The organism is Prevotella sp. AM34-19LB (genome assembly GCF_003468525.1).
Taxonomy (GTDB): domain Bacteria; phylum Bacteroidota; class Bacteroidia; order Bacteroidales; family Bacteroidaceae; genus Prevotella.
The window spans coordinates 55,726-69,435 of record NZ_QSIG01000008.1 but is presented as its reverse complement, the minus strand read 5'-3'; the positions used below and the strand labels follow the sequence as shown (position 1 = coordinate 69,435).

11 protein-coding genes are annotated in these 13,710 nt (G+C 48.0%); all 11 read right to left on the bottom strand.

Annotated features, from left to right (window positions below):
- Positions 1–31: 31 nt before the first annotated feature.
- The 11 genes from DW830_RS15775 to DW830_RS04200 all read right to left on the bottom strand — a co-directional run bounded on the left by DW830_RS15775 (position 32) and on the right by DW830_RS04200 (position 13,710).
- Positions 32–184 (bottom strand): hypothetical protein, encoded by a 153-nt coding sequence (locus DW830_RS15775; RefSeq protein WP_158573436.1) that lies wholly within the window; start codon positions 182–184, stop codon positions 32–34.
- Positions 185–228: 44 nt separating this feature from the next.
- Positions 229–1,902, bottom strand: a complete 1,674-nt coding sequence (locus DW830_RS04250) for a hypothetical protein (RefSeq protein WP_119249008.1) — start codon at positions 1,900–1,902, stop codon at positions 229–231.
- A 2-nt stretch (positions 1,903–1,904) separates the two neighbouring features.
- Positions 1,905–2,456, bottom strand: coding sequence for a hypothetical protein (locus DW830_RS04245; protein ID WP_119249007.1), 552 nt, complete (start codon positions 2,454–2,456; stop codon positions 1,905–1,907).
- Positions 2,387–6,493 (bottom strand): phage tail tape measure protein, encoded by a 4,107-nt coding sequence (locus DW830_RS04240; protein ID WP_119249006.1) that lies wholly within the window; start codon positions 6,491–6,493, stop codon positions 2,387–2,389. The genes DW830_RS04245 and DW830_RS04240 overlap by 70 nt, the downstream gene beginning before the upstream one ends.
- Entirely contained in the window at positions 6,493–7,059 is a 567-nt protein-coding gene (locus tag DW830_RS04235) for a DUF6549 family protein (protein ID WP_119249005.1), read from the bottom strand. Before DW830_RS04235 ends, DW830_RS04240 begins: the two co-directional genes overlap by 1 nt.
- Positions 7,060–7,069: 10 nt before the next feature.
- Positions 7,070–7,516, bottom strand: a complete 447-nt coding sequence (locus DW830_RS04230; RefSeq protein WP_119249004.1) for an N-acetylmuramoyl-L-alanine amidase — start codon at positions 7,514–7,516, stop codon at positions 7,070–7,072.
- A 306-nt stretch (positions 7,517–7,822) separates the two neighbouring features.
- Positions 7,823–8,212 carry a hypothetical protein gene (locus DW830_RS04220; protein WP_119249002.1) on the bottom strand — a complete coding sequence of 130 codons (390 nt, stop codon included), beginning with the start codon at positions 8,210–8,212 and terminating at the stop codon, positions 7,823–7,825.
- Between the two features lie 3 nt (positions 8,213–8,215).
- Positions 8,216–9,718 carry a hypothetical protein gene (locus DW830_RS04215; RefSeq protein ID WP_147487205.1) on the bottom strand — a complete coding sequence of 501 codons (1,503 nt, stop codon included), beginning with the start codon at positions 9,716–9,718 and terminating at the stop codon, positions 8,216–8,218.
- A gap of 696 nt (positions 9,719–10,414) precedes the next feature.
- On the bottom strand, positions 10,415–11,887 hold the full coding sequence (locus tag DW830_RS04210) for a hypothetical protein (protein WP_119249000.1): 1,473 nt from the start codon (positions 11,885–11,887) through the stop codon (positions 10,415–10,417).
- 18 nt (positions 11,888–11,905) lie between these two features.
- The gene (locus tag DW830_RS04205) at positions 11,906–12,667 is read right to left on the bottom strand and encodes a hypothetical protein (protein ID WP_119248999.1); all 762 of its coding nucleotides are present in this window, start codon (positions 12,665–12,667) and stop codon (positions 11,906–11,908) included.
- Positions 12,667–13,710 (bottom strand): hypothetical protein, encoded by a 1,044-nt coding sequence (locus DW830_RS04200; RefSeq protein ID WP_119248998.1) that lies wholly within the window; start codon positions 13,708–13,710, stop codon positions 12,667–12,669. Before DW830_RS04200 ends, DW830_RS04205 begins: the two co-directional genes overlap by 1 nt.

Below are 13,710 nucleotides of genomic sequence, written 5' to 3'. Positions count from 1 at the left end.
GAGATACGGAAACGTACCTCACCTTATTATATTATGATAGCATATAGAAGTAGCCAGTATAGATAGGCTCGATGGTATCATCCTTGACTTCCATCTCAATCTTCTCGCACACAAATCGCTTATTCCTGATGATGTATATCTTCGATGGATCCGGAATATCAGCAGACTTGAATTTCACTTCCATGCAGTTTCGGTTATCAATTTTGATAACTTCACCTTGAAACTGACTCAATGATGTGGTACCGGCTGTGTCTGAATTGAACGATAGAGTATAGAGATCTCTATCAATGAAGCTATGCCATTGTACCTATAGTCAGCATTGACTCGGTAATCTGTCAGGAATTGAGGCCATCTGGATTTCTCCCCAACCCAAGTAATCTTGCCGTATGGCTTGTCATGCTGCTGCACTCTACCTGGTAAGATGAAGAAGATGCTCATCACTTCCTCCTCGTCCTCGCTCTCGTCCATTGCCGACTCATCATCGATGGCATCCTGTACAGAAACGTAGCTCAGACCATCCTCGTCAGAATCGCACTCTTTTGCATCCGACTCCCTGGTATTAGTGATAGACAGCAGGCAGCGCTTTTCAATCCAATTGTCTTCTAAGACCACGCTGCTTCTGAAGTTGATATCTTCTGCTATCTGTGCAGCAGGAGAAATCTTCAAGTCAACATAATCATCAGAATCCTCGTCTCGGATAAGTGGAGACCAGATGCCTGCAAGCTGCCACTTGCGGCTACCCTCTTCACCTATATATATATAGTAATCTCCGAAATTATGGATGATAGTCTGCCTTTTCTTCTTCTCAGACCACCCCATGGTTGTTGTAGCGAACTGCTTGGAATAGCCTAGCAATTCTCTAGATTCTACCTGCTCGAAGTTCTCAAAGACCTTCTTCGGTATGACTTCATAGTCTCCTCTGTTGGCAGAATCGTCGAATTTATATTCGAGATTTGCGGTCGATGAAGTACTGAAGGAACCGTCCTCATCATAGTCTGTCGCATACTCTTCTAGCGGTTCTATCACTACGGAATCGGCTGAACTCAGTTCTGAGGAACTGACAACAGAACATGTCTTGCCCACCTCGTCGAAGTAGATGGAAGCATTGAAAAGCTTCCGGAACTCCTCGATGAATGTGTAGGATGACCAGTGCGGAAGCGCTCTGCGAAGCTCGCGAGACTTGAACGCTGACGCTATATACAGCTGGTTCCACGGTTTGATATCTATGTCATTCCTGATCAGCCGATAACCTTCGTGTTCGACAATCTTCTTGAAGATGTACATCAGATTTGGTTGTACAGCGGTATTCTGGATGAATGCCGTTTTTTGGCCACAATGTCTTCCGGTACGGTCAACCCCTACATAGTTGGCAATCATTTTATATGTCTCATCCTCTACCGGCATAAAGCACCATTTACCCTCTACACCTAGGAATTTGGTTTTGTCTGTGCTCAGGATGAAGATGTCTGTAACCTTGGATAAGTCGTTGAATTTGTTTTCGACCGATTTATTCACTGTTGAACCTGGAGCATCAGCTATGCCCAGGTCAATCTCATCGATGTAGTGCTTGGTCATCTTGTCATTGAACTTGATGCGGGATTTGCCTCCGACAATCTGCAGCTTGACCTCCTGCTGGTTCACCGAGAGGATGGTACCAACACCGCTCATGATGATTTTGCTATCAACATATAGCTTGCAGTCATCGAATTTGGCGATGTTTTTCTTGACTTCCAATCGGGATACATTGGAAAAGATTTCCCGGTTGGCCAGGATATTCATCGGGAAGGTGATATCGTAGGTGTATTCACCATCATCGGTGACATACTGATTAGCGTATGTCACCTTGATGGATGATGTTGATATCGGATAGGCTCTATGGCCATTGATAATGCATGTAATCATAACTACTTATTGCTTAACATACGATGATATTCCTTGAGTTTGCGGTCGATGCCGTCTCTGCCTGCGATAGACACATCTGCCTTGATACCTCTCTCAATATTCTCGTTGAGTCTGCTGACAGCAGAATTGACTCCATCGAGAGACTGGCGTACCTCGGCATTGTCATTGCTGACATTGACAATAGGAGCAACGACAGCAGCGCTGGCTCCTGCTCCCAGTGCTCTGCTGATATCATCAGCGGTCAGAGAGCCTACGGTGTTGGCGCGCTGCGCTCTATCTATTAGGTCGAATGCAGGTCTGATAGACGAGTTGTTGACCGCTCTATGGTTGGCAACGAACTCACCTTCGTGAACCACTCCTGCCTCCTTGCGATAGCGGTTGCCTCCTGTGTAACCACCCTCGTAGTACCCTGCTGCCTCTGCCTGATGCTGCTTCTTGATTGTTGCAATCTGCATCATACCTGCAGCTGTGGCCATGCCGGCAGCTATAGGTGCAAGTAACCAGCCAGTACCCTTGATGGAAGCTGCAGATGAGTATGCGTTGATAGCAGCCATAGCGGTAGATGCGATTGCCTGGCAATCTCAATCTTCATCGCTTTCTTGTTAGCCTTCGACTTGGCTGCAGCCAGTTCCTTGTCTCTCTTCTCTTCGAGCTTTTTCTTCTTCTTCGAATTATTGCCAGCTGCAGCAATCTGCTTCTCGTAGTTCTTGGAGATTTTCGCCTGCTCTAGGTCTGAGCAAGCCTGTGCATAGGCTGATGCTGCAGAGAGTATGTTGTTGATGCCGTTGTAGGCTGCAGATGTCTGCTCTACCATATCATTGAGGAAGTCAGCAGTCACCATTGCCTTCGCCTGCATATAGGCTGCGTGATTCTGCTCATCGTCACCATACAGCTCCTTCAGCTTCTCCATCGTGTTCTGGTAGTTGGCTATCTGAGACGTGAAGTAGCTTCCGAAGCTGGCATTTGCAGGGTTCTGCGCATCTCCTGCTTCAGCTTTAGCCTGGTTAACCATACGGTTAGAGACTCTATCCACCTTCAGCTGGGTAGAGCCTGCTCCATGATCTTCAGCTTCGAGCTGCGCCTTGCGGTCTGCATACTGCTCGATGAGATCTAGCTTTATCTGCAGATATTCCTCCTCCTTGATGAGACCCTGCTTGTAGATGTTCTCTAGGCCATTGAGATACATCTGCTTCTCAGCTTCGATGTCCTGCTTGCCGAACTGCTGGCGAAGTTCTCGCAGCTGGTTCTGGTATGCCTCCTGCATCTGTAACTGATGATCGAGCTCAGCCTGTTCCATCTCAGCCTTCAGATCCAGCCACTCCTCGCTGCCCTTATTGTAGAGTGCAAGGCGCTTCTGCATAGCATCAACATCATTCTGATAGATGGCTTCATCGAGAGCGATGTCATTCTGATAGATATCAGATTTCACATCGTTGTACTGAGATTTGATGTTCGCCTGCTTGATCAGGCGTTCGCGCTCAATGGTCTGCTCATTCATCTTCAGGATGGCATCATCATGCTGCTTGGTAGCGCTCACCTGGTTATCAAGCAGCTGCTTGTACTCATTGCTCTCCTCACCATAGAGCTGCTTCAGCTTTTCGAAGCCACTCAACTGTATTGACTGACGATCATCCACGAACTGCTGGTATGTCTTGGTACCCTCCGCATAAGCTTTGGCATTCTCAGCTAAAAGCTGATTGGTCTCAGCCTTGATGGAATCAGCAGCTTGCTTCTGCTTGCGCTTGGCTTCTGCCTCACGCTTGCGAGCTTCAGCTTCAGCTTTTTTCTCAGCCTTCTCACGAGCCTTGCGCTCCTTCTCAGACTCTCCACTGGAACCACCACCATTATCATTGTCGTTATCTTTATCTTTGACCTTCTTCACCTCCAGGCTCTGAATATCATAGCCATAAACTTTTGTGATAGTGGATATAATTTTATTTATCTCTTCAAATTTAGAGTTGATATCATCAAGTTCAGATTTGAGATGGCTGCTGGCATCTATGCGAGTATTACCAGTCGCTCCCCAACTTGTTGTGTATGACATGCCAAAACCAGCCTTCTTTGCATCATCGTATCGCTCCTGCACTTTTTGCTTCTTTATCTTTAGATCTGCCTTTTCATCTGATAATTGTTGAATTCTCTTCTTCGCTCCCTGTACCTCATAGAGATGAACGAGTGATGCAATGTATTCATCAAGCGCCTGCTTATTCTCTATGTACTTGCCTGTAGTCTTGTCTATAGTAGCATTGTAATTAGGTACAATTCGGTTCAACTCGCTAATTGCTGTATATCGCTCATTGAGCGACCTTGTCTCATCCATAGCAGCCTTGCGAAGATTCTCGAGTTTGATTTTCTCCTCAACAATCTCCTTCTGTGCCTCCTCTCTGATGTCATTGAGTTCTTTGGAGATTTTCGCAGCTGTATCAGATTGACGGTTGAGGTCTATCAGGACCGCTATCAATGCCGTAACGGCAGCAGCTACAGCCATATATGGGTGAGCGACAAGAACAGCCCATAGCTTCTTGGAGCCAGCTATCACAACATTATTCCACAAGGCAATCGCCTTCAGCTTGATGACGTGTGCAGATTCTGCAACTGTCAGCGCAATGATAGCTGCCGTGAGGGCAAGTATCGTTGTACGATACTTAATGATGAAGTCAACAACTTCAGATAGGATGCGAACAGTAATGCTTGCTGTTGACAAACAGAGGCGAGCAGCTGGGTATAGTTTCTCACCAAGTGATATTGACAGATCCAGGAACTTCTTACCTGCCTTGTCTAGCTGCGCCTGTACACTCTCGTTCTGCGTGTTGAACTCGTTGATGACTGATGTACCCTCTGCGTATGCCTCGTTGGCCAACTGCTGTGCCGTCTTGACATCATCAAGCTTGTCAGCGAGGACGGTGAGGACACCGGTCGCTCTCGATCCATCCATCTTCATCTCTTCGAACATAGGTGCCAGCTCTGCGAAACCACCTTTGGAACGCATAGCTGCCAGGAACTGAAGCAAGGCGGTATTGGCATCCTTCTTCAAGGTATTGGCGAACTCCTTGACATTGAGTCCTGCAATCTTTGCAAACTTAGCGGAATCCTGGAACATTTTAGCAAGGAGATTCTGTACTGCAGTAGCAGCCGTCTCGTCCTGCTGCATATTCTGGTCGAGGACAGAGGCGAGACCCATGATCTGCGCCTGCGTGAAGCCTGCCTGCTTGCCGACACCAGCTACACGCGCAGTGAAGTCAACGAGATAGCCAGCTGAAGCAGAAGAGTTCTGCGCCAGCTCATTGATGGCAGAACCGGTAGAGAGCATGGCTCCTCTCAGACCTTTGGTCTTGTCCTCACCGAACATCTGCGCCAGCTTGCCAATCTGTGAGACTGCTTTGTCTCCGAGGTCATCACCGAGTGCGACATTGATTTTATCGGCACCATCAACGAATTCTTCGATGGCAGCTGTTGACGTGATGCCCAATCGACCGGCATCCTCTGCCAGCTGGTTGAGTTTCTGACGAGGAGTTCGGGTGTCCATCTTCTTGAAATCCTCATTCATCCGCTCCACTTCATCAGCAGCCTGACCGGTATATTTGCGGACGTTTGTCATCTCGTCATCCATCTTGGCATACTCCTCCACGCACTTCTTGACGGTGAATGTGATGCCTGATATAGCAGCGATGGCGCTGATGGCGAGGCCCTGCATGCGGTTGAAGGTATCCGCAGACCGCTTGATCCAGGACTCTTGAGCTACGCCCTCGGCTCTGACAGCCTGCAGCTCAGCCTTCAGCTGCTTTGCCTGCAGCTGCATCTGCTTGAACTTCTCGGTACCGCGGTCCATACCAGCCATCTGCTGATTGATTGCCTTGATTGAGAATTCGAGGTCACGGATGGATGATGTCTTCAGGTTCGACATGGTGCGGTTGACAAGCTGCATCTGCCGCTTTGTCTCCTTGATATCGATATTGGTCTCCTCTATCTCCTTGTCATACTGCTGCATCAGAGTAACGACTCTACGCTCACTCTGATGTATGCGCTCCAGTTCTGCCTCCACCAGCTTCAGCTGGGCTGCTCTAGAGGCGTACATACTTGACTGAGGGTCGAAATCAGCCATCTGCGACTTCAGCTTGCTTGATGTGAAGTTGAGGTCGTTGAGAGAAGCATGCTTCAGATTAGACAAGGTCGCAGTCATTCGATGCGCTTCTTCATCAGCCTTGCGGGTCGCCCCCTTCAGCTGCAACATCTGCTCCTTGACTTTGCTCAGCTGGTTCTCCAGCTTGGCATAGTCTGACGGATCAGATGCCGCCTTCATCTGACCCTTCAGGTGTCGGGCAGCTTTCTCAAGCTGTCCGAGGCTTGCAGAGGACAGGTTATCGAGCGTCTCCTTGACGCTCATGGTCGAGTTCTTGAATTGCTTCATCTCTCGCTCGGCAGCCTTCAGGTCCTTGGCGAGGGATGCGCCTAAACGGGAATCGCCCGTCGAGAAGGCATCCTGTTTTGCCTTCTTCAGACGAGCGACTTTATCTTCGAGCTCCTTCAGACGGTTCTTCGCCTCTTCTGAATTGAGCTTCACTACGGTTGTATATACCTCTTGTCTTGCCATTATTCGGTGACTTGGATATAGTTATTATAAGATATGGTGGAATGAGGGTTGAAGTTGATGACCTTGACCTGGTATCCCTTGGTACCCCACTTCCAAAACAAGAATTTATGTTTGAATTGCCTTGCGATGATGGTCTGCAAGCTGTCTCTTGCCTTATATGTAAGGATAGAGTCTGCGGTGTTGAGCCGGAAGTTCAGCCAGGCATCACTATAGCTATAGATATGGTTTCTGCGCTTCGTCTTGACGGAATCGGCTGTGACAACAACCGTTCGCTGGTCAGCAACAATCTGCTTCACCTGCAGATTGATATCCTTGAGCAATTGCCGGTCAATGGCGTATGACCTATACTCATCAGGAGGCATCATCAGCACTTGCTGAGTGATGACCTTTACGGAATCTCTGATGGTATCACGCTTAGCTGGCGCATAGTTCAGCGCCAGTTGGTTGAACTGCTCCCTCAACTCTTTCTCCGCTCGCTTCTGTCTCGACTCGAATAACCAGACGAATGCAGCGATAGCCAATATCACTGCGATGACTATGCCTATGTATCTCAGATTTTTCTTCATACCCTATGAATTAGATGTCAGCGTATTCCGGAATCGCATCGAAGCAAGGACACTCCTTGATTCGCTCCCAAGGGTCAACCACGCCATTTTGATTCTTGTCAGGCGAGATATCACGATGACCGAGAATCTTAGCATCAGGGTATCTCTGTCTGAGTTCCTTCAGTAATTCGCGAAGGCTCTCCTTCTGCGCATCTGTGCGGTTGTCTATAGGCTTGCCAGTGCGCGAGATACCACCCATGTATGCGACATTGATAGCCTCGTGATTGTGACCCTTTACACCATTGGATGGCAGGTCTTCTGTCATCAGCTGGGTGCGCTTGCCATCCGCTGTAACCACCCAGTGATAACCTGGATAATGCCAGCCCTTGTTTCTGAACTCCTTCAGCAAGGCATCGACTGTCCATGTCTGTCGGCTTGCTGTGCAATGTACGAAAATGAATTTAATCTTTCTCCCCATGATTTTTATATTTATCTATTAAATCCTTGACTCGAGTATCGAATGTAAGTTCGAAGCCAAAAGCTGTCGCAACGTACATAAGACTCTGACCAAAATACCATAAAACGTTTGATGTAACATCATTCGAACAAAAGTAGCTGATATACACTAGTACGATTGCTGCTATCAGTACGAAACCAGCGCTGCTATAGCGTATCCAGTCTTTAGTATTTCTCTGCATCTTTTCTCTTTTTTAGGGCAAAGATACAATTATGTGGGGAAAAATAAAAATACGGCAGGTAATGCTATGACTACCTGCCGTATTGATTATGCAATATCTCGCTCGAGAATCTCCTTGGCGATTTCTTTCGCCTGCTCTCTCCACTCCTGGAATGCCTGGTATTCTGCCTCGTGAGCAGTATCGCCATCTCCATGGTTGCAGAGGATCGCTTCAACGTCATTCTGGCTGTACCTGGTTCTCACAAGTCCAGCAACGAAATCGTTGTAACCTGCAGAAGTTGCCTCAATCTTGACTGAGCCATCCGGCTCGCTACCTTCATAACTATATGCTGTGACCGTCTTACCATCACTCTCAGACTCCATCATATTAGAGTCTGGCTGATAGTTTTCAATTTTCTTTTCATTCAGATACAACAGATAATGATTTCCATCGTATCTAACATAGTTCATGCGAACGAGATAAATTTTCTTATTCATCTACTATATAAACTTGTAAAACGTTTTGCCGAATTTGTTTTTCAGCTCTCCGACTACAACATAGAAAGGCTTCTCTAGGAAGCACCATTCCTCACGTGCTTGTGTAATAAGTATCTCTGCACCGGAATACAACCACCAGGTTTCATCCTTCCAGTGCGGAACCTCGATAGGTTCCCCGTTCTCATCCAGCTCCTCTTTCCTCTCCACATGATCGATATATCTGAACTTCAGTGCCAGTCTATCGTTCGGAACCTTCTCCTGAACGATGAACTTGTTGCCGTGTTCATCAACTTTCTCGACCTGTTGAGTCTTGAAGCTAACTGTTGACTTATCAATCTTGTAGTCCTCGATGAGGATAAGATGATCTTCGTAGTCTATACCATCCTTGCACAAAACATCTCCTATGTGCTTCTTCTGCCGCTTGGTCATGCTTGCGAAGGGAATTTCCCCTCTCTTGATGCCGAGGTTGTCTCTATAAGTTTTCATTCCGATTTTCTGTAATAAGTTTTTTGTGTCTGCGTGTTTCGCAATTCCTAGCCTCGATGCAGCTATGACTCTGATTTGCTCATTATTATAGCCACTCTTGCGTAGTCTTGCGACCTGCCTGCACAATGCCAGCTTGCTACGTTTCCGGATTTTAGCATGATCCGCATATATGACCTGCCCGCAGAAGTCTATGCCATCGCAGGTGCGATGAACATTCCACGACCGGTTAATCTGCAGCTTCCAATCTCTGGCCAGATGCATAGCGCTCAATTCGACCATCAGTCGCAGGAAGACCTTATCCTCATGCAAGATGAAGATATTGTCCATGAATCTATAATAATAGCTGAGTCCTTGCCGAACGAAGCGATCGAATCGCTCATTCAACGATTGTACGCTAGTTATCAATCTTGCCTGCTCCTCAGTCCTACAAGTGACGAGCATATCACTGACGTAGCGTGCCTGCCAGTAGTGATACCGCTCAGGATCCTCCAGGATATCGAAGCATCGCATAGCGAGATAATCGAATCTAACCAGATATAGCTGACCTAAGAGCTGGGTAAGCTTGACACCGAGGACAACGCCATTGGCATAGCTGTCAACGACTTCGTCGATGAAGTATAGCAGTTTGCGATCCTTGATATACAGCCGATACTCTCTCTTTAACCGATTATGTTCTATGGTCATAAAATAATGATGTATGTCCATAGGTGCGCAATATGCAGTCTCCTGCTGTGGAGAATTGTAAATATCACTTTTGATAATCTTGTAAAAGAAATGAGTACCACGCCCTTTGGTACCTGCCGGACAATTGAACGGAATCTTGCTACGCAGCAAGGGTTCCGATGGATTGAGGGCAGCATGTTGGATGACGTGATCAGGAACTGGCAGCTTGTTGACTGTACGAACCTTCGGCTCTGTCACAACCTTAGCTTCATACTCCGATGTATGCCACAGCCCAGACTTGTAAGCACTCAGGAGCTCCAGAAGCTTATGCTCCAGGTCCTCTTCGAATGCTTGCACGCTTAATCTCGACCTCTTATGCTTCGAATACTCATAAAAGGCTTCACGAAAATTCTGTAAAGTCTCGACAACAACTGATATATTACCTATTCTCTTCACTATGCATTAATTAATGAATGATAACTAATATGGTGTATATGTCGGTGTATATGACGGTGCATTTGTCGGTGTATAATGCGGTGTATATGTCGGTGTATAATGCGGTGTATAATTCGGTGTATGAATCAGTTGTCTGCTTTTTCTAAAATCCTAACTTTCGACCGGATGACCCTACTGTCATCATCTACCAGCTAATCTTAACAAGTGTATTTTCTGCCTTGGGGCAAGGCCTGACTCCCGATTCTCCACATAAGCACACAAAAACTGTGGATATCTTTAAGTTGAGGGCCGCACCGTAGTTCGCATTGGCATCAGAGACAGCATTGTTAACGTTGAGCGTCGAAAGACACATTGACCACCATTGTTAGCATTGGCACCACGGAGGCAACAGCGAAAACCGGCACTGGGAATCACAACCTGGATTATATCCGGGTGCAAAGGTACGAAAAAAAATCGGAATGAAAAAAAGTCAAAGAGCGAAATTTCAAAAAAAATCGTCCGCCCAAAGGGCGGAAGGTGGGGCTCGCTGCGCGAGCCGTGTGCTCAGGAGCCCCAGGTTCTTCTGATTGTTCTGTCTTTTGAGCCTACGCAGCCAACCTAGGCTGCTGCGTAGTATGTTGGCTCCACAGACCACTCGGATGCTGCTTCGCAGAGGGCCGCACCGCAGCCCGCATCGGCAGCAGAGACAGCATTGCGAACGTTGAGCGACGAAAGACCACATTGACCACCACTGTTAGCATTGGCACCACGGAGGCAACAGCGAAAACCGGATGTCGCTCCACTATTGTTCCAGAAGTAGCTAGTCCAATAGGTCGAATCAGAACCACCTTTCAGAGTTGGGAAGTTTTCGAGGTGCTCCATGCACAGTTCCTTCACCCAACCTTCACCTATTGTTTCAGACTTGCTATAGGCAACCATGCCATCAGCCTTGCCTATTGTCCAGGTACCATAGATGGATGGAGCAACGAGGTGTACAACCGATGTATCCTCGTTGCACTGCACCTGCTCATCATCCATCATACGCCAGAGGTTACCGAAACCATTCTTGTATCCGAAGAAGCAAGGAATCTTGGCAGTATAGACTACAGTACCATCATCCTTCTTAACCTCGTAGCTAGATTCACCGCAGGAGTCACCTAGTTCGATGCCGGCAGACATCGGGATGACCGGACGATAACCGTTGTAGCCATTCCAGTCAGGCATCTGCGTTACTCCAGCTCCTAGTCCACCCTGGAACAGGCCATTCTCATCTTTAGCAGAATTGACAGCAGCCTGGTCGTAATGAGTACCGAAGATGACACCGAACAGTACTGCGATGGCAGCTGTATGGCGCATCGTCGTGCAGAGCCATCCGGTACCATTCTTGCGCGCTGCTGCTCGGAAGTACTCTGTAGTCTGCTGAGTTGCTGGCTTGCCCAGCATGGTGCGGTTCGTATTGTCGAGAGTCGCATCATTATTGCCTCCTCGATAGTCAGCGCCATCGTTGATGTAGCTTACGAGCTTGCCAGTACTGCGCTCGATTGTCGCAAATCCTGCTGCAGAGATGCTGGCAATTGGAATCTTGTAGTTGAACTCTCCCTGAATAGGCCAAGGGCTAATCATCTCGTAATGTAGTCTGCCTACGGTCTTGATGACCATGTACCACTCTTTTCCCCAACCCCACTGATAGTGCCCCTCGGTACCATCGAGTTTGGCCGCTTCGCCAGTCGCATACTTGTAATGATCCTTGGAATCAAGCTTGCGACGAGTATGGTCATTCTTGACCAGATAGCCACCAAGTCCGAGTTCCTCATGCAGGTTCTGCAAGAGCTCGAGGGAGCCTACATAGGCAGCAGCCTTAGGGGTAGCGTTGTCGAGGTTCCACACTCTACCGCACCACGGGTGCTGACCGAGCTGCACCGCATTCTTGATAGTCATCTGCTCAGACTTGCCCGACTTTTTGTCGAAGACCTCGATAATCTTGTCGGTTGCAGACATGTCTGACTGAGGCAGGTCATCGACCTGCTGAGCATTGTCGAAGGCTGCGATGATAGCCTTCAGCTTCGTTTCTTCACTTTCTGTAAAAGCCATATTAATTATTTTAATCGATTAAACAATTCGGATTTTATTGCCGTTTTTGCGAATCTTGCCTGATGCCGAGAGACGCATATATGGTTGTCTGACGTTGATAGTCACCTCCTGCCACAACGGTGTATTAGCGGTAGGAATCACCCAGAACTTGGTCTTGCCAACATCCTTGATGGTCAGATTGCCGGACGGGTCAGACATGACGGAATCACCCTCTACTCTCTGATAGAGGACGCTCTGCGGCAAGTATGCCGGCAGGATGTTCGCCTCAATCTTCTGCTTCTGCTTGTTGCGGATGCTAATTTCAGCCTGATAGCTGAGAATCATGCGAGATGGTGCGATGAAACCTGTCGCAATCTGCCCTGCGAGACTGTTCATCTCAGCTATCTTCTCGTCTGCTCTCGATGCGGCTTCCGTTGCAAGCTGCGCCTTCTCCTCTGCAGCTGTAGCCTGCTGCTGTGCTTCTGCTGCCTGTGCGGTTGCAGAAGCAGCTGCAGTATTAGCAAGATTCGCAGCCTTGTTGGCATCATCGGCTGCACTCTTGGCCTTGGTTGCCGCAGTCTTGTCTAGCCAGAGGCGCCAGGAGTCGCTGGTGTCTGCTGGCTCAGATGTATTGCCATCGATGAGAGATGCGTACACACCATTGGCTGTGTGGACGATGTCATTGGCATCGTAGCCCTGAATGGTCTCTCCCTCGAACTCGAAGGAATAGCCTTTGACCCACGCTCCCTTGTCGGTGAAGGCAACATTGCCCACCACAATGATATTCGTATTATCTGCCATTATACCTTGATAACTAATTTATTTCTACGTTTGACTACGTGCTCAGATACGTTAGAACCGTAGTCTATCATCAATAACTTATTCCTGGACTGCCGGAAGGTTGGGTACATCGCACCACCTCTTGCGATGACACCGGTATCTTCGTAGGCATGAGTCTGCAGGTTCCACTGCCACCAGTTGCCATTTTCTCCGGCAATAGTAGGATGCTCATTGAGCTCCTTGGCTAAATTTGTCTGTACTACTGAACTGGCAATAGCAGTAGATGTATTGGTCTCTCGTAGATGCTCAGCAGAGACTCTGCCTGCCTCTGCATTGACTCTGCCTGCTTCTGCTAAGGTTCTATCTGCCTCTGCATTACTCCTGGCCCTCTCTGCTGTCTGTCTTTCATTTTCTAAACTGACTCTAGAGTTCTCGGCTGATGCTCGATCAGTTTCTGCAGAAGCTCTCTTCTGCTCTGCTGAAGAACGTGCAGACTCAGCAGCAACTCGCTTGTTCTCAACATCAGCTCTGCCCTGCTCAGCCTTGACTCTCGCAGCCTCTGAGGTGGCTCGCGTCTGCTCTGCAGTCTTGCGAGTTTCCTCATTCTGCTCTATAGCCTTCTTACTTGCAAGCGTGTCCGAAGTAGCCATCTTGGCAGCTTCGGTCGCGGTCTTGCTCTCTGCAACGGCATTATTAACCTCCTGCTTCTTAGTCTCTAGATCCTCCCGAGCCTTATCTGCATTGGTAGCAGCGGTATTCGCCCTCTCAGTTGCCTTTTGTGCAGCAGTTGTCACCTCTTTAGCTTTTTCAAGCTCTGCGTCAATATCACGGGTGAACACCTTCATAGGCACGATGACCTGCTTGCGAGTGCCTTTGTTGTCATCGTAGAGGGCGGGAACAGTGTTGATATGGTCAAGATCATAGACCATTTCACACTCAAAGATGTTCTTCGAGTGAAGTTTCATCTGCTCTACAATATGCGGCCATAAGGCTATGCTGACCGAAGACCAATCAGAGTTCTTGATTGCATCTTCGATGCTGGTACCCACCATCACATCGCTCAT